The 16,843-nt window shown below is 69.3% G+C and carries 12 protein-coding genes and 7 pseudogenes; 14 read left to right on the top strand and 5 right to left on the bottom strand.

The window, feature by feature from the left end:
* Positions 1 to 150: 150 nt before the first annotated feature.
* Positions 151 to 1,077, bottom strand: a complete 927-nt coding sequence (locus ACFYQA_RS19520) for a GNAT family N-acetyltransferase (RefSeq protein ID WP_388919075.1) — start codon at positions 1,075 to 1,077, stop codon at positions 151 to 153.
* Positions 1,078 to 1,571: 494 nt separating this feature from the next.
* On the bottom strand, positions 1,572 to 1,850 hold the full coding sequence (locus tag ACFYQA_RS19515; protein WP_388919072.1) for a GlsB/YeaQ/YmgE family stress response membrane protein: 279 nt from the start codon (positions 1,848 to 1,850) through the stop codon (positions 1,572 to 1,574).
* A 330-nt stretch (positions 1,851 to 2,180) separates the two neighbouring features.
* On the opposite strand from ACFYQA_RS19515, the pseudogene ACFYQA_RS19510 reads away from it, so the two are divergent.
* A pseudogene (locus ACFYQA_RS19510) lies at positions 2,181 to 2,627 on the top strand (VOC family protein).
* Between the two features lie 378 nt (positions 2,628 to 3,005).
* Positions 3,006 to 4,118 carry a glutamate--cysteine ligase gene (locus ACFYQA_RS19505; RefSeq protein ID WP_388919069.1) on the top strand — a complete coding sequence of 371 codons (1,113 nt, stop codon included), beginning with the start codon at positions 3,006 to 3,008 and terminating at the stop codon, positions 4,116 to 4,118.
* Positions 4,119 to 4,733: 615 nt separating this feature from the next.
* Here the strand turns inward: ACFYQA_RS19505 and ACFYQA_RS19500 are convergent.
* Positions 4,734 to 5,045, bottom strand: a pseudogene (locus tag ACFYQA_RS19500) (TetR/AcrR family transcriptional regulator); the annotation flags it as partial.
* On the opposite strand from ACFYQA_RS19500, the pseudogene ACFYQA_RS19495 reads away from it, so the two are divergent.
* A pseudogene (locus ACFYQA_RS19495) lies at positions 5,032 to 5,217 on the top strand (IS630 family transposase); the annotation flags it as partial. The pseudogenes ACFYQA_RS19500 and ACFYQA_RS19495 sit on opposite strands and share 14 nt — an antisense overlap.
* Before the next feature lie 4 nt (positions 5,218 to 5,221).
* Here ACFYQA_RS19495 and ACFYQA_RS19490 read toward each other — a convergent pair.
* Positions 5,222 to 5,671 carry a hypothetical protein gene (locus ACFYQA_RS19490; protein ID WP_388919066.1) on the bottom strand — a complete coding sequence of 150 codons (450 nt, stop codon included), beginning with the start codon at positions 5,669 to 5,671 and terminating at the stop codon, positions 5,222 to 5,224.
* Positions 5,672 to 5,842: 171 nt separating this feature from the next.
* Here ACFYQA_RS19490 and ACFYQA_RS19485 point away from each other — a divergent pair, with 171 nt between their 5' ends.
* From ACFYQA_RS19485 to ACFYQA_RS19450, 8 genes and pseudogenes are all read left to right on the top strand, one after another.
* Positions 5,843 to 6,244, top strand: coding sequence for a hypothetical protein (locus ACFYQA_RS19485; RefSeq protein ID WP_388919063.1), 402 nt, complete (start codon positions 5,843 to 5,845; stop codon positions 6,242 to 6,244).
* A 234-nt stretch (positions 6,245 to 6,478) separates the two neighbouring features.
* Positions 6,479 to 6,964, top strand: a pseudogene (tpg, locus tag ACFYQA_RS19480) (telomere-protecting terminal protein Tpg); the annotation flags it as partial.
* A 288-nt stretch (positions 6,965 to 7,252) separates the two neighbouring features.
* Positions 7,253 to 7,600, top strand: a complete 348-nt coding sequence (locus ACFYQA_RS19475; RefSeq protein WP_388919060.1) for a hypothetical protein — start codon at positions 7,253 to 7,255, stop codon at positions 7,598 to 7,600.
* A 254-nt stretch (positions 7,601 to 7,854) separates the two neighbouring features.
* On the top strand, positions 7,855 to 8,061 hold the full coding sequence (locus ACFYQA_RS19470; protein WP_388919057.1) for a hypothetical protein: 207 nt from the start codon (positions 7,855 to 7,857) through the stop codon (positions 8,059 to 8,061).
* Between the two features lie 527 nt (positions 8,062 to 8,588).
* A pseudogene (locus tag ACFYQA_RS19465) lies at positions 8,589 to 8,893 on the top strand (zinc-binding dehydrogenase); the annotation flags it as partial.
* A gap of 54 nt (positions 8,894 to 8,947) precedes the next feature.
* A complete protein-coding gene (locus ACFYQA_RS19460; protein WP_388919054.1) occupies positions 8,948 to 10,021 on the top strand; it encodes an alkene reductase in 1,074 nt (357 codons plus the stop codon).
* A 9-nt stretch (positions 10,022 to 10,030) separates the two neighbouring features.
* Positions 10,031 to 10,519, top strand: coding sequence for a MarR family winged helix-turn-helix transcriptional regulator (locus ACFYQA_RS19455; protein WP_388919051.1), 489 nt, complete (start codon positions 10,031 to 10,033; stop codon positions 10,517 to 10,519).
* 659 nt (positions 10,520 to 11,178) lie between these two features.
* Entirely contained in the window at positions 11,179 to 11,748 is a 570-nt protein-coding gene (locus ACFYQA_RS19450; protein WP_388919048.1) for a hypothetical protein, read from the top strand.
* A gap of 377 nt (positions 11,749 to 12,125) precedes the next feature.
* On the opposite strand, the pseudogene ACFYQA_RS19445 reads toward ACFYQA_RS19450, so the two are convergent.
* A pseudogene (locus ACFYQA_RS19445) lies at positions 12,126 to 12,314 on the bottom strand (helix-turn-helix domain-containing protein); the annotation flags it as partial.
* A 203-nt stretch (positions 12,315 to 12,517) separates the two neighbouring features.
* Between ACFYQA_RS19445 and ACFYQA_RS19440 the strand changes: the two are divergent.
* The 3 genes and pseudogenes from ACFYQA_RS19440 to ACFYQA_RS19430 all read left to right on the top strand — a co-directional run bounded on the left by ACFYQA_RS19440 (position 12,518) and on the right by ACFYQA_RS19430 (position 16,652).
* Complete coding sequence (locus ACFYQA_RS19440) at positions 12,518 to 13,345, top strand: restriction endonuclease (RefSeq protein ID WP_388919045.1); 828 nt, start codon at positions 12,518 to 12,520, stop codon at positions 13,343 to 13,345.
* A 731-nt stretch (positions 13,346 to 14,076) separates the two neighbouring features.
* A pseudogene (locus ACFYQA_RS19435) lies at positions 14,077 to 15,270 on the top strand (PP2C family protein-serine/threonine phosphatase).
* Positions 15,271 to 15,806: 536 nt separating this feature from the next.
* Positions 15,807 to 16,652, top strand: coding sequence for an RNA polymerase sigma factor SigF (locus ACFYQA_RS19430; RefSeq protein WP_388919042.1), 846 nt, complete (start codon positions 15,807 to 15,809; stop codon positions 16,650 to 16,652).
* Positions 16,653 to 16,843 lie beyond the last annotated feature (191 nt).

The raw sequence follows: 16,843 nt of genomic DNA, 5'->3' as shown, positions 1-16,843 counted from the left end.
GTCGGTCCGGAGCGACGGGTCCATCCGCCGGCCGGCAGGGAGAGCACACTGCCGGTTGCGTTCGTGTTCGCGGACAACACGGCCATGTGGGAGTTCTGACCGACGGCCCGTAGATCCGACGGGTGCGGGGTGCGGGGTCGGCGGGCGGACTCAGCTCAGGACGGTTTCCCAGGTGTCGACGGCGAAATGGGTCGTCATCCCGTGGCGGTCGTACAGCCGGGGAGCCCCGGTGGCGTTCGCGGTGTCCACGCCGAGCCCGATGGTGTCCCGGCCCCGTGCCGCGAAGGCCGCGAAGGCGTACCGGAGCAGGAAACCGCCGAGGCCCAGACCGCGGGCCCCGGTCAGGACGCCGAGGCCGGGGATCCACCCCATGGCCTCCCGGTCGTCGCGCGCCAGCAGGAACCCGGCGTCCCCCAGTTCGTCGGTGGAGACGATCCACACCAGGGACCAGTCCAGCGCGTCGGCGTCGATGTCGTGCAGCCACTGGTCGTACGGGCGCGGCTGGAAGTCGAAGTGCTCGGCGAAGGAAGCCTGGTGGAGAGCGTGAACGCGGACCCGGTCCTCCTCGGCACCGCAGTTCCGTATCCGCACGCCGGCGGGTACCTCGGGCACCACGTCCCGTGCGGGATCCAGCGTGCGGCGCTTCACGTGATATCGCCGTACGACCTGCCAGCCCCGCCTCAGGAGCAACTGTGTGTCGAGGGTGGGCGTCACGTTGAGGTGGAGGTGGACCACGGCTCGCCCTGCGCCGTTCTCCCGTGCCTTCTCCAGCGCCCTGGCCTCCATCGCCTCCAGCAGGTGCGCACCGGGCCGCTGATGGTCGGGCAGCACGTAGTGGTCGATGTCGATGCGGTCGCCGCCGGACTCGTCCCACAGCAGCCCGTAGGCCACCAGCGCGTCCCCGTCCCACATGAGCCACGAGTCGCGCTCCAGATCGGTCCCGGGGTGTTTCAGGTCGGCCTGGACGGTGTGCAGGTCAGTCTCGGGCCGGCCGATCTCGATCTCGTCGACCGTGTTGAGCAGTTCGGTGATGGCGGGCGCGTCCGTGAGCGCGGCAGGTCGCAGGGAGCAGTGCATGACCACCAAGGGTCCGGGGAAGGAGCACGGGCCGCAACGGATTTTCCGGCGGCCGCCCGCACTCGGGGAGACCTGACGTTCTTCGATGCGGAGTGGGAGCGCGTCTTCCCGCAGCTTCGATTCGGCGAGCGATGCCCGGCCTTGTCACGTCCCGGCCTCGATCCGGCACGGCTCGACCCCCGCATGCCCGCTGTGCGTCTGTCGCTGATGGCCGGCCGGCCGAAGGCGCGGGTCGCGTTCGGATGCCCATCGCACCCGGGCCGGAGCCTGTTTCAACTGGCGCTTCCATCTGGGCCGGTCGGCGTGGAGCCTTTGCTTGTAGGGGGACAGGCAGCCCGCCGACCTGCGCGGCGACCTCGTCGAGCAGCGGCACGCCGGGGTGCGCGGCAGAGCCCGGCCCAGCGGCAGATGGCTCGGGAGGAAACGCGGAAATGCGAAAGGGCCCGGCGGTGCCGGGCCCCAGGCAGTTGTTCGAGGGCTGTGCAGTCAGCGGTTCACGCGTGACGGTGCGAGCGCCGGTTGCCGACGACGAGGCGGTAAAGGGCGAGCAGGATGAGGGATCCGATGATCGCTGCGATCCAGGTGGAGAGGTCGAAGAACCCGTCGATGGAGTCGACTCCGAATATCACCTTGCCGAGCCAGCCGCCGAGCAGACCGCCGACAATACCGATCAGCATGGTGATGATGATGCCGCCGGGGTCCTTGCCCGGCATCAGGGCCTTGGCAATGGCGCCGGCGAGCAGGCCGATGATGATCCACGCGATGATGCCCATGATGTGCGTCTCCACTTCGTCGGATAAAAACTGTGTTAGCTCATCGTGTGCACCGTTCGCGCCCGAACAAACGTCTCCCCTGTGGGGGAGCCTCGTCCTCTTCTGCCGCCAACTGCTCAAAACCCCTGCGCCCCTGCGGCACGGGGCAGTTCGTCATACTCGTTGGGCGTGGGTCAGCGGCGCTCGGCGGCCGAGACGACGTCTGCCCGGGTAGCAGGGCCGAGCGGGCGACGGGATTCTGCCGTGCCGTTGCGGTCCAAAACGGCCTGCTGGCTCCGTCCAGGGGGCGGACGCGGCCACCACGGCCCCACCACATCAAGGAGAGCCGGCATGGCGATCCAGCGGATGGGCCATGTCTGTGTCGTTGTCCACGACCTCGAGTCCGCTATTTCCTTCTTTCTTCGACTTGGTCTGCAACCGGAGGGCAGGACGCCGGTCTAGGGACGCGGGGGGATCGTGTCGTCGGGCTCGACGACGTCCGGGTCGAGGCCGCCATGGTGCGGACCCCGGACCCCGGACGGCCGCGGCCGGCTCGAGCTGACGAAGTTCCACACGCCGTCAGTGATCGGCACCGAGCCGGAGAAGGCACCGGCGAACAGGCTGGGCCTCCGCCGCATCATGTTCGCTGTCGACGGCATCGAGGATGTCGTTGCCCGCCTGCGCACCCACGGTGCGGAACTCGTCGGCGAGGTGGGGCAGTACGAGGACAGCTATCGACTCTGCTGGGTTCGCGGCCCCGAGGGCATCATCGTCGCACTCGCCGAGCAACTCGGCTGAAGGGTGCCGAAAACGGGGTGCACCGGCGTGCCACCGCTCACGGCTCGTGCGGCCGGCCCGGCACCGGGGCCGGCAGGACGCTGGTGCAGAAGTGGCCGGACGCACGGAACAGGTCGTCGGCCGGCCGACGCTGCCACTTTGTGTCTTCCGGAGCAGTAGTGTCTTCCGGCTGCCCCAGGCTGTAATGTCCCCGACCCGGCAACCGTTCAGCAGCCTGCCTCCGTGTGCTGGGCCACCGGTGGATGCATCGAGGCTCCGCTGCCGCCGGCGGGGGGCCCGGCTGCTCCTCCAGGCATGATGCGTCGTCGCGGGGGCATCTGCCTGCCACGATCCGGGCGGGGCCGGAGGACCGGTGAGCAGGAGACAAGGGGCGACGGCATGCGAAGTGTGGGTGTGGAAGAGGAACTGCTGCTGGTGGACCCGAACAGTGGTGCGCCGGTCGCCGTCTCCGGCGCGGCGCTCGCGGCTGCCGACCGCGGGGCCTGGCAGCACGGCGGGGACGGTGCGAAGGGCCACCAGTTCGAGGAGGAGCTTCAGCAGGAGCAGGTGGAGTTCGCGACCGAGCCGGTGACGGAGATGGGCCGGCTCCAGGAGGAGATCGCCCGCTGCCGCAGGGAGGCGGCGCGGCACGCGGGCACTGCCGGCGCGAGGGTGGCGGCTGTGGCGACTTCGCCGTTGGCCGTCGAGCCGTCGCTGAGTACCGGTACCCGTTATCGGTGGCTGGGTGAGCAGTTCGGGGTGACGGCTCAGGAGCAGTTGACCTGTGGCTGCCATGTGCACGTGTCGGTGGACTCCGACGAGGAGGGTGTGGCTGTCCTGGACCGTATACGCCCGTGGCTGGCGGTTCTGACGGCGATGAGCGCGAACTCGCCTTTCTGGCAGGGGCAGGACACCGGCTACGGCAGCTATCGCAGCCGGGTGTGGAACCGCTGGCCGTCCGCCGGTCCGGTCGAGATCTTCGGGTCCGCCGACCGCTACCACGAGCAGGTCACCGCCATGGTCGAGACGGGGGTCCTCCGTGACGAGGGCATGATCTACTTCGATGCCCGGCTCTCCGCCTCGTATCCCACCGTGGAGATCCGTGTGGCGGATGTGTGCCTGGACGCTTCTGTACCTGTGCTGCTGGCCGCGCTCGCGCGTGCCCTGGTGGAGACGTCCGCCCGGGCCTGGCAGGACGACGTACCGCCGGCCAGGGTCGGGACGGGTCTGCTGCGCCTGGCCTCATGGCGAGCGGGACGCTCGGGTCTCGACGGCCCCCTCCTGCACCCCGAGACCATGCGCGAGACCTCCGCGGCCAGGGCGGTCCAGGCCATGTACCGGCACGTTCGCGAGGCGCTGGTGGACCACGGCGACGACGATCTCGTCCGCGAGGGCATCGCCCGCCTCCTCGAACAGGGCAATGGGGCGCGTACGCAACGCCGGCTGCTGGCCGAGGAGGGCAGCCTCCCCGGTGTCGTGATCCGCTGCGCCGACTTGACCACGAGCAGCTGACGTCCTTCCGTCACGCGGCTTCGTCGTCGGATTGACCGCGGCTGAGAGGAAACGCGGGGTCTTGCGCCCGGCCTCGCCGGTCCGACACCACCGCAGCCAGGTCAGGGATCCCGGTCGGAGACGGGAGGCAGGCCCTGGCCGCCGGGCAAAAGTGCTGGGCAGTTTCGTTGGGACCAGCCGGCCGTTGATCCGGATGTGCCGCTGACTGACGCGCAGGGGGCGTGGAGCGAGCTGTTACTCCCGGAGCGGACGCCAAAGCGGAGTGGCCGGTGAAGGGATCACCGTGAGGTGATCGGCGCGATCGCCTTCAGATTCCAGACCGGGAGGCAGTGGGTGCACCTGCCGGAGAAGTACGGGAACCGGCGGGCGTCTACACCCGGCTGCGGGTGTGGGCCGGCTGGAGGACATCGCCGCCAATGGGCTGCCCCCGGTGGAGGACTGCACGCCGTGGGAGGAGCTGCGCGAGGCCCGCCTAGCCTCCCAGCCGCCCGGCCGTCGCCTGGTGCCCCCGCAGCACGGCCCGCGACACGCCAGGATCGGCCTCCACCGTCCCGGCAGGCATGCTGAGGCTCCTCATCCCCAACCGGCCCCTGTCCTACCTGGAGGAACGGTTCCTCACGCACGTAGAGAAGGACAGGTGACCTCCCAGGCGGCCTCGATCATCCGGAAGATCTCGTCCCACCGCGGCCTCCGGATCGGCCGCCTCACGGGCCAGTGAACAGGCGTCGATCACGAACCTCGCGATCGTCCGGCAGGCCGTTGTGGTCTGTGGCAGGTCGAGATCGCCGGCTATGGCCGTTGCCGGCGACTCTGCATGGCGCGGCCTCACCGACTTCTCGTACTCCGCAGGGCAGGTGATTCGTCGACCATGCGCCAGATCGGTGCGGCGCTGTCCGCCTCGCGATGTCGCACCACCCTGGCCAACTCGCACCATTTCAACCACACCGTCCGGACCCGGGCACTGCACGCCTACCTGCACTGGCGCAACAGACATGTCCGCCACCCTGATCTCCTGGCAGCCCAACGACGCGAGCGTGCCCGCATCCGCGGCGAGAAAGGAATCCGCTGGGGCGGGCACCACGCCAAAGCAGCTGCCTGAGCGACTACACCCGCTCCTGGTACACCCTGATCTCGACGGGCTTGAATCTGCGGATCGTTGCCCGGTCCGCTCGCCGGCCCAGCCCCTGGGCCCACTCGTCGAGTTCATCCCCACCCCCGCGGAAGAACCACGAGTCGAAGCTTCCCAACGCCTGCAGAGCGGGTGCGGGTCTGTATCGAAGCTCGCAGTGGACCTGCACATAGTGGTCGTGATCGCCGTCGCTGTCGGCAACTTCGAACTGTCGGGCGAGGTCCAGTGTGAACCTCACAGGACCGTTGAACGAGTAGGTCCCGTACTGGAACAGGAGGCCATCAGCATCGGTCGTGTCGGGGACGTCGAACAGCCGTCGACCGAAGCGGAGGAAGGCAAGCCAGGCGGCTTCCGTGTCCAGGTCGGCAAGCGTTCGCCGCTCGACCCCCAGTTCGCCCTCAAGCAGTCCCACGGCCTCGTCCATCGGCGGTTTCCGCGTCACGCACGCCCTCCTCGTCCGCCGCAGCGGGGCTCAGCGTACTCAACCCGGCGGACCTTCCCGGCCACAGCACCAGGCGTGGCAGAGGAGGCACTGGCACTGGAACCGGCCGACTGCGCGGCCCGATTGTCGGACCGCGCTTTTACAGTCGTCTGCATGACCAAACCGTTGATCCGGGCCATCGAAGCCGGCGGGAAGTCCATCGGCGATCCGTCGGAGGCGGCCGTCCACGATCTGCTCGCCGACATGAATCTGTCGCACCCGTTCGTGATCGTCGAGCGGACCGGCAGGGAACCGGTGGACCAGCACTTCATGCAGGTCTACCTGAACGACGACTTCAGCTACCAGGTCGAGTACCGCGAGGGCGGTGACCACCTGCACTTCGAGGCGCATGTGCCGTGGCAGGGGGACATCGTCGGGCCCGAGCCGGTGGCCAAGGTCATCGGGGACTGGATGCGCGGCGGCGACAACTGGCGCACGGCACTGCCCTGGACTCCGCTCTTTCCGGTCGGCAAGGACCGGCTGCGGAGTGGGGATCCGGGGCCCGGCGGCTGCTGAGCCGTCAGGCCGTACGGTCGGTGGCGCCGCGCTCGACGCGGAACTCGTTCCCCTCCGGGCCCGCCGGCGTCATCCATCCCCGGCCGTCCTTGACGGCGGAAAACGGAGTCCTGGCGCCCAGGACCCGAGACAACTACCTTCCCGCACGTGTCCCGCACGTGTCCCGCACACCGGAACACGGCACTGTTCGGGAGAACGGGGCGGTCCGACATGAACGGAGAGCAGGAGAGGGCGATGACCCTGTTCGGGGGCGGCCTGGACGCCGTGGTGCAGAAGGCCTTCACCTGTCCGGCGTCCAAGAGCGCCGGCCCGCAGATGCGGTACCTGGCCAAGCAGCTCAAGGGCACCGAGGCGGTCGCCCAGATGCTGCGGATCTTCCAGCGCACTGTCGAGCGGTATGTGAAGGACCAGAGCAAGAAGCCCCGCCCCGACCTCGCCGCGGGTCCGGAGCGCGAGGTGAAGAGGCGGTGGCAGCCACAGGTGCGGGCCAAGGCCCGGCAGAAGGCGGCCACGACGGGCGGCATCGTTATCGACACCCGCGCCCGGCTCGGCTGTACCGCGTCGATCGGGTCGACGGACCAGGACCGCATCCGGCACCTGACCGTCGCTCTCCCGCCGCAGTACACTGCCCGTCTCTTCGACGCCCAGCAGCAAGGCGCCACTGACCGGCGCCTGGAGGAGATCACCGTCGAAGGACTCAAGGAGGCCTACTTCAGCGAGTGACGTTGAACGAAGTGTGTGACGGTGTAGCGCCGGGCGGGACGGCGCGCGTTGCCCAGCGGATGCGAGGCCGACCGGACAACGGGGCGCCGGCCGGGCGGACGCGAGCCGCACGGAGGCGTACAGGGCACCGACGGGCCGGTGGGCACGTGAGATCATCGTGTCCACGATCATGGGGCCCGGGCATTGTCGTCCTGCCGGCCACAGGCTGAGCGGCTCGACCGGAGCGCTGGCGACACCGAACTGCGGCACCTGGGGATGGGCATGGGGGACAGCGGGATAACGGAAGTGAGCCGGAAGCGTGCGCGTGCCGAGCGGCTGACCGAAGGACTGACCGTCGCCGTGGCGTCGGTCCTCTCGTTCGTCCTGCTGGCCGGCCCGGCAGTCGTCTTCGGTATAACCGTCCGGCACCTGGTCACCGACACCGGCACCACCGTGTTCAGCAGGCTCTCGGCTCCGGCGATCTTCCTGGTCCTGCTGGCGCTGCCGCTCCTCCTGGCCCGCGTGGTGTTCCGCTCGGGCCGGCGCAAGGGCAGGGAGCGGCTGACGGCGGCGGTCCCGGCAGTGCTGGCGCTGCTCGGCTCCTCCGTCGTGCCGTTCGTGGCTCTGTGCCTGATCGTCGTGTACGCGGACTGACCTCCTGCTGGCCCACCCCGAGAACGACCCACAGTGCGACACCGAACCGCGGGCCGTCGGTGGCCGCACATGCGTATCGTCCAAACTGTGCAACGTCCTGACCGCCCGCGCACTGACTGCCCGCCCCGAGGCGCTCGACGGCGACTGGCGCGTGGTCGCGTTCGACCCCGGCCCCACAACCCGGCACCGGGCTCCTGCGCGACACCCCGCCCCCGCTGCGCCTGCTGGGGCGACTGCTCAGTAGCGGCGCCCGAATGCATCCCCGTTTCAACACCCGTGACGCTGTCGGTACCGCTCTGGCCGATGTCGCTCCGGGGAAGATCATCCCTCCGGCCGGCCAGTACTACGGCCGAGTCGTCAACGACAAGCACATCTGGACCCCGCCCTCCGAGCTTGCGCGCAACGACGATGCCCGAGACGCGCCTTGGCTCGACAGTGCCCAACTGGTCGGCTTGACCTGACTACTTCGCACCCAGGGCCGGACGGATGCCGCGAGAGTGAGTCCGGATCCGCACCGGCACGGACGGAACCTGCGGGGAAGGCACCCGCGCGGACCGCTTCTTCAGCGGCCGGGTCGGACGGCGAGTCATCAGCGTGACCGACGTCCAGGCGTACCGGGACGGGCTGGAAGATCAGTTGGGCTCGCCGGGTCTCGTTGTGAATGCGGTCGTTCTCTGGAGGACTCGCTGCATCTTCGAGTGCGGCCCGCTCGGTCGTGACGTGGTTTATCGGCGCGGCCCCGTCGGCGTAGCCGAAGGAGATGCTCTCAGGCAGTTGCCTCTCGGTGGTTCCGGGTTCGGTGCGGACTGTGTCGGCAGCGGATCGGACCCAGGTACTTGGCTAGCCACCTAAAGGGTGCTATTTTTATGTGGCCAGCCACTTAAATGGTGCGGTGGTCGTGAGGTGATCAAGGAGTTGTCATGAAGGCCATCGTTTTCGACCGGTTCGGCGGCACCGAGATCCTGCACGAGACCGAGACCGAGACCGCGATCCCGACGGGGTGGACGCAGTGTTCGACGCAGTCGGCAAGGGTGCGCTCGAGGGCTCCCTCACCCTGCGCGGCGGCACCAACCGGATTGTCACCACCGCCGACTTCCGCGCCCAGGAGCTGGGCGTCGTCTTCGCCGAGGGCCCTCAGCACAAGTCGGCCACCCGGCCGGCCGAACTCGCCCGGCAGGCCGCCGCCGGTGAGCTGGTCACCACGGTCCGCGCCACCTACCCGCTCGCAAGGCCGCCGAGGCTCAGCAGGCCGGCGACGCCGGCCACGGCAAGCTCGTCCTCACCGTCGCTTGAAACCCACCCGAGCCCGGCCTTCCCAGGTCGGGCCGCCCCTTTAGGGGAACCGCAATGCCCCACACCTCACTGGACGTCCTGTGGACGCCGGCCGCCATCGGCGACATCCCCCTGCCGCACCGGCTGGCCATGGCTCCGATGACGTGGGACCGCTCAACTCCGGAAGGCGTCCCCACCGAGCTGAACGCCGAGTACTACGCCCAGCGCGCCTCGCACGCCCTCATCGTCACCGAGGGCACCCAGCCCTCCGCCGACGGGCAGGGCTATCTGCTGACCCCCGGCATCCACTCCGAGGAGCAGATCGCCGGCTGGCGCAAGGTCACCGACGCCGTCCACGCGGCCGGCGGACGGATCGTCATCCAGTTGATGCACACGGGTCGGATCGCCCACCCCGACAACACCCCGCACGGCCGGCAGCCGGTGGCCCCGTCCGCGGTCCGGCCGGCGGGCGCGATGTTCACCGCCTCCGGGCCGTTGGGGATGCCGGAGCCGCGGGCACTGTCCACCGGCGAGGTGGCCGCGACGGCGGAGGACTTCCGGCGCGCCGCCGCAGCCGCTGTGGCGGCCGGTGCCGACGGCGTCGAGATCCACGGTGCCAACGGCTATCTCGCGCACCAGTTCCTGTCCACCAACGCGAACCGTCGCACGGACCGCTACGGCGGCTCCGTCGAGGGCCGCATCCGCTTCGCGGTGGAGGTGGCCGCCGCGGTGGTGCAGGAGATCGGCGCCGGCCGCACCGGATTCCGGATCTCCCCCGGCAACCCGTTCAACGACATCGAGGAGGACGACACCCGCGAGCTGTACCCGGCCCTCGTCCGCGCCCTCGTCCCGCTGAACCTCGCCTACCTGCACGTCGCCCACGTCGGCGACGAGGAGCTGCTGGACACCCTGCGCGGGCTGTGGCCGACCGTCCTGGTCCTCAACCGGGCCGGAGCCGACCTGCCCACCCGCGCCCAGGACATCGCCGACGGGCGCGCAGATGTCGTCACCGTCGGCGCGCTGGCGCTGGCCAACCCCGACCTGGTCGAGCGGGTACGCTCCGGAGCACCGCTGAACACCCCCGACCCGGCCACCTTCTATGGTGGCGGCGCGGTCGGATACACCGACTACCCCGCCCTTGCAGTCTGAGGAGGAGCGATGACCGACACCGCACCACCTGTCCCGCAGGCCCCGGGCACGGCCGGCGAGGGGCGACTGAGCTTTGCGGTGTTCCAACTCTCCCGCGCCCACCGCGGCAGGGCCGCTGCCATGCTCCGGGAGATGCAGTTGCACCCCGGACAGGAACTGCTGCTGATGCAGCTGCTCGACAAGGACGGCCAGACCCAGTCCGAACTCCTCGAAAGTGTCGGCCTGGACCACTCCACCGTCTCCAAGTCGCTGCGCCGCATGCAGGAGGCGGGCCTGCTCACCCGGGAACCGGCCCAGCACGACCGGCGGGTGATGGTCGTCCACCTCACCGACAAGGGACGCGCCATGAAGAAGCCGATTGCGGCCATGTGGCGGACCCTGGAGGAGGCCTCGGTGCGAGACCTGACGGCGGAAGAGATCGAGGCCTTCATCGGCATCGCGTACAAGATCGAGCGGGCGGTCAAGAACTGCGACCGCCCCGACGGCGACGGACGCTGAGCCGGACGATCCGGCGCTGGGAGAATGCTGTTGGTTAATTCGGGCCTGGTTGCTTCGCCCCGTCGTCCTCGCCCGGTGCACCGCCGACACCCGGGACCGGCTCGTCTCGATGACTCGCTCTCCTTGAAGGGCCGCGCACACCCCGCTCACGTCCACCTCCTCCAGGACGGCACCGCCCACCGGACGCAAGTGCTTCTCCTGACCGACGCCGAAGCCACCCCATGGGGTACCGACCCCTCCTGGCCGGCCCCCGGACACGACTCGGGCCTCGGGGGCCAGTCACGTGGTGTCCCTCGGGCCTCGTCCCGCCCCAGCTGAGTCAGCGGGTCCATCGAGGACGACGGTGGACCCGCTGGTCCAACTCCGTAGTCCGCGTGGTAGCGACGTACCCGCTTGAGATCACGCCCGTCTGTCACTCAACGGGGCTGCCCACCCAGCAGGTTGGAAAAAGTTCACTGTCTTCGTCCGGGGTGTTCGCCCCTGTGGCAGCAAAGAGGTCGTCCGGATCTGTGCCTGCACACGACTCCGTCTGATGAGCTGCGATGCGCAAGGGAGCACCCGCCCGGGTCAGCAGCAATGGCAGCTGGAGCAGTGCTGGGTGAGGGTGAAGGAGTGCTCGGCATTCCTGTCGGCTCACCGCCTTTCGAAGGAGCGCTCTCGTGTCCGAACGCAACACCTGGATCCGCAGCCTGCACGATCTGGGCCTGGCCGCCTGGTTCGGCGGCTCACTCATGGGCGCGGTCGGCCTGAACGGCGCGGCCAGGGAGGAAGGCGGAACGGGGCAGGCCAAGGCACGGATCGCCTCATCAGGCTGGGCGAAGTGGACGCCGGTCAACGCCGCTGCCATCGGCGCGCACCTGTTCGGCGGCGGCGGGCTGCTCGCGGTGAACACCCACCGGGTCGCCCTGCAGAAGGGCGTGGCCTCCTCCACCACGGCCAAGACCGTTGTCACCGCCGGGGCTCTGGCCGCCACCGCTTACACCCGCGTCCTGGGCAAGAAGATCGAGCTGGCCTCCTCATCGGACCCGCAGGACGTCGAGAAGGCGCGGCAGCATCCCATCGACGTCGACAAGGCCCGGCGGCAGCTGGCCTATGCGCAGTGGGCCGTGCCGGCCCTGACCGGATGCCTGGTGATCCTCAACGCCCTGCACGGTGAGCAGCAGCGTCCCGAGGAACAGCTGCCCGGCATGTGGGAGCGGGCCCGCTCCGCCACTCCTTTCCTCGCGTAAAGACCGTGAAACGCCGGCAGACCGTCTCCTTCGGGACAGGAAGGAGGGGAGCGGGGGAGAGATGACGTCTCCGGGGCGGTGTGCAAGGAGACTTTGCGCATGTCCGGGCTCCGCGGTTGGCGCTGTTGCTCCGGCCGACCGACCGGGTGGGTGCGTGGGGGGCGGTCCGGGTGTGCGTTCCGGCGGCCTGCGCGCAAGCTCGATCTTGAAGGCACAAGCCGTTTCGGCGCTGCCGTCGCCTGTGCGTCGGTCGTCCAAGGAAAGACGTCCCGCTTCCTGCGGGGAAATACAGGTGCAAGACCTGCGGGCCGACCGGTGGGTGCGTTCTCCGGCTTCGTCTCCAGGGTCCGGGCGATCGGATCGGCGACCTGCTCGTCCAGCACCGTGCGGGCCGGCCCCGGTCGCGGCTCGTCCGGCGGCCCGTCGAGACGGCCCGACAGGAACCGCTTACGCCACTTCGAGGCGGTGTCACGGGACGCCCCGACCCGCTCCATCACCACACCCGTCGACACGGGAAAGCCGTCCTCCCCGACCTCGTCGCAGGCCAGGATCCCCTGGGCCTGCATCGCCATGTCCTGCGCGGACCTGCGCTGCCGCACCCAACCCTCCAACACCGAGCGTTCGTCGGCGGTCAGATCCAGCGGCGTAAGCCTCGTCGACGGTGTGGAAGCACGGAGACACGGGTGATCTCACTGGCTCGATAGAACCTCCCGTACCGGGGCAGACGCCTCTTGATCTTTGTTGACGTCCTCGGGGAGGAAACATCACCATGGCCGTACCCGCACGTGCTTCGCGTTCCGGGCGCCGCTCCCGCCGGTTCGAACTCCGGGCGACGGCCCTGTACTTCGTTCTTCTCGCCGTCATCCTGATATTGGTGGGCACGGCCGTCCGTACCGCGACGGCCGTCGTCGAGCACCATCCTGCCTGGGCCGTCGCACTCGTCCTCGTGGGCGTCGGCGGTGTCGTGGCCGGCTGCCGTAGAGGGCGCCGGCTATCGGCAGCGAGGCTCGCACGCCACGCCGCGGAAGCCCTGGACGAGGCCACGGAGACGGCGGTCGAAGTCCTCGACACCGCTCCACCGACTCCTGCCGGCGGCCCCGTGGCAGCACGGACCGATCCCTGCGGCGGTCGCCTCGACGTGGAACGGACCGCCCCTCTCCCGGAGTCCGTGAACGACGTGTTCGCGAACGCTGAGGAGATCTCCTACGAGGCGCTGGATCCCGCCGAGTTCGAGCAGGCGATAGCCGGACTGTGCCGACGCGACGGCTGCCTCGACGTGGACGCCGTGGGCGGAGCCGGTGATCTGGGCGCCGACGTCGTGGCGAGGACGCCGGACGGGCGCCTGGTCGTCATTCAGTGCAAGCGGTACTGCGACGCCAACCGGGTCGGTTCCCAGGACATGCAGCGGTTCGGCGGCACGTGTTTCACCGTTCACGAGGCCGATGTCGCCGTCGTGGTCACCACCAGCGACTTCACCGCTCCCGCGATCGAGTACGCCGAACAGTGCGGCATCGTCTGCATGGACGGTCAAGAACTCCTGCGCTGGCAGGACGGTGTGGGGCCACGGCCGTGGGAGCCGGAGTTCGCGGCCGGCTGAGGTGGGGAAGACGGGTGGCCGGTGAAGCTCCTACGGATCGGCAAGCGGTCTGTGGGAGCGATTCGGCGGTGGGACATGTGAAGCAGGTGGTGGTAGATCGCGCGGGCGACGAACCCTTGACGCTCTGCTCCCGGACGTCACGGGTTGGCGGTCGGACGAAGCCGACGACGGTGCTGCCCTGTCCACCGAGCTGTCGCGGTGGCCCGGCGGCTGCGCCCTGCACGGCCCGCGCCCCGGCGAACCAGGCACGGCCCGGCCCCGGTGCGATGTGCCGCTTCTCCTCTTCCGGCGACACGCCCCGACGACAGACAGCGGACTCGCCGGGCGGGCCTGGCCGGGGCACACCGGAAGCGTGAGCAGCGCGCTGACCGTCGTACACCCGCCCTCCCGCACGGTCGGCCGGAGAGCAGGTCGAGCCGCTTGTTGAAGCGCCTGCGGGGTGACGGGCAAGGGATCACGGCGGCAGACGAAGACGGCGGCGGTCCGGCAACCACCGCGCATCCAAGCGGCACCGGCCCGCTCCGGACCGCTCACCGTGTGTCGACATGCTGCCTCCTCCGTATCCCTCGGCTGCCGACGCACTGCCGTCCGGTCGCCCGCGGACGCCACCCGGTGGACCCGGGACCTGCCCGCACCGGCCTGACTCACTGTCCTGACCAGGCAAGACGGACGCATCAGGTGAGGTTGCGAAAACTTGGGGAAAAAGTTGTGGCAGTCGATGGGAGGTTGCTGTGGACGGTGGAGATCTGGAACTGGGCGAGTTGCTGGCCGCTGCGGAGGCGGCGCCGCCCGGTGAGTCCGTGGACGTGGTGGCACACGACCTGCAAAAGCGATTCGGTGCGGAGCAGGTGTCCTTCCTGTTCGTCGACCTCATCGGTCAGCGGCTGGTACGGCTCGCCGCGGCCGACGGTGATGTCGCGGACCATGCCGAGCCGATCGACCTGCAGGGCAGCGTCTAAGACAGTGTTCTGAAGAGCCAGCACCAGTATGTGGAACCGGACGGCCAGGGCGGACGGCGCGTCATCACGCCGGTCACCAACCGCGGTGACTGCATCGGCGTCCTGGAGGTGACCCTGCAGTCCGCCGACGACACCGTGCTCCGACAAGTGCGCGAGGCGGCACATGCGCTGGCCTACGTCATCGTCACGGACCGCCGCTTCACCGATCTGTACCACTTGGGCCGGCGCACCACCGAGACCAGCCTGGCCGCGGAGATCCAGCACCAGCTGCTTCCCTCGGCCCCCTGCTGCGAGGCGGACCAGTTCACCCTCGCCGCCGGGCTGGTCCCTGCCGACGACATCGGTGGCGACACCTACGACTACACGCTCGACCGAGGCACCCTGCACCTGTCCATCACCGACGCCATGGGCCACGACACGAACTCCGCTCTGCTGGCCACCCTGCTGGTCGGCGCACTGCGGCGGGCACGCCGTAGCGGCTGTGACGCCCTTAAACGGGCCCACCACGCCCACCAGGCTTTGCTGAGCCACAACCGCGGCCTGGCCACCGGACAGTTGCTGTGCGTCGACCTCGAAACAGGCCTCTGCGAACTGGTCAACGCCGGCCATCCCTGGCCACTGCGGCTGCGCGACGGCACCGTCGAAGAGGTCAGACTCGCCGTCAACCTGCCCTTCGGTGTGGCGGCGCCCACCTCCTACCGTCTCCAGGAACTGCACCTGCAGCCCGGAGACCGCCTGATCCTGCTCACCGACGGAATGCAGGAGCGCGGTGCCGCGGCCGTCGACCTGGCCTCGGTCGTTCACGCCACCCGCGCGCTGCATCCAAGAGAAGCCGTCCGGAGCCTGACGGCCGCGGTGCTTGATGCCTGCCATGGCAGCCTCAAGGACGACGCCACGGTCCTGATACTGGACTGGCACGGCAAACGTCGCAGACAGGCCGACACCGGGCCGGGCCCGCAGCCATGAGCCGCAGCGGCCCGCCGGACGACACCGCTTTGCCCACTACATCCTTGACGGCGTCATCGTCCGGGTCACCAAGCGAGACTTGGTCGTCCGGCTCGGATCGCTGCTGCGCCGCTGTGACCAGGCCGCGCGGGCGCCGACCCTGACCTTGACGTTCGCAGGCGGCGCCGGCCGGGAGAAGACCAGCCGCCTTGCGATCCCTCCGCGCACGACGACGACCTGCACACCTTCGCCTACCAGCCGATGGACGCCGCCGGCGAGGCTCGGCTCGTCGCCGAACAGGTCATGGGCAGGACCCGAGGCGAGTTCGGTCCCCTGCTCAGTGGGCCCGGCGGCCGTGATGCCGTTCCGTCGTGCTTCAGGACCGGGGTGTCCCTGAAGCATCCTCTTGGGCGCCGAGCCACTCGAGAAGCGTGCTCCCTCCCTCCTTCGTTCGTGCGAGTGCAGGTATGGATGCAAGACGAGGGGGTATCCGCGTGGCGGCGTCGGCTGCATTCGGCTGGCAGCGCGGTTGGCTTCGATGGCGGGAGGGATATGTCATGGTGCTCATTGACGTGGCGGCAACGGACACGCAGGCACACGGGTTGCCGGAGGTTGCCGACCCTTCTCAGGTGGCGCCGAAGGACGCCCGCGAGCTGTCCAAACTGTTCTTCGACCAGCTGGCGGTGCTTGAGGAGGGCACGCCGGAGTACAGCTACGCGCGGAACACGCTGATCGAGATGAACATGTCCCTGGTCCGCTTCGCGGCCGGTCGCTTCCGCAGCCGCGGGCCGGAGGAGAGGGAGGACATCGTCCAGGTCGGCATGATCGGTCTGATCAAGGCGATCGACCGGTTCGACCTCTCCCGGGAGGCAGAGTTCACCTCCTTCGCCATCCCCTACATCGTCGGCGAGATGAAGCGGTTCTTCCGCGACACCACCTGGGCCGTCCACGTTCCGCGCCGACTCCAGGAAGCCCGCGTCCAGCTCGCGCGCGCCACCGAGGAACTCCGCAGCCGCCTGGGCCGCACCCCGACGGTGAAGGAACTGTCGGAGCTGATGAGCCTGCCCGAGGAAGAGGTGCGGGAGGCCCGCCTCGCCGCGAACGGCTACAACTGCTCCTCCCTGGACGCCACCATCAGCGGTAGCGAGGACGGCGAAGCCGCGCTGCAGGACTTCATCGGTACCCAGGACCAGGCTCTGGAGCTGGTGGAGGACTTCCATGCCCTGGCCCCGCTCATTGCGGAACTCGATGAGCGGGGCCGGCAGATCATCCACATGAGGTTCGTGGAAGAACTCACTCAGGCCCAGATCGGCGAACGCCTGGGCGTCTCCCAGATGCACGTCTCCCGGCTGCTGTCGCGCACTCTCGCCCGGCTGCGGGAAGGCATGCTCACCGGTCACTGAGAGAGCGCCCGAGCGTGGCGGGCACACAGCTGCCCGCCGGTGGGCCGGTGGCTTCCCGATTCTTCGGGCCTGCGCTGCCACAGTCACAGACGCCGACTAGGGCCTGTATCCGGTTGCGATCAATCTGCGAGTTCCGTCCCCTCATCGGGGGCGGATCAGGTAGTCCGTAGTGCATGACGCGAGCGCAACTG

This window comes from Streptomyces sp. NPDC005774, assembly GCF_042871645.1.
Lineage (GTDB): Bacteria > Actinomycetota > Actinomycetes > Streptomycetales > Streptomycetaceae > Streptomyces > Streptomyces pratens.
Note: the sequence above shows the minus strand (reverse complement) of the source record. Positions and strands in the feature narration are given on the sequence as shown.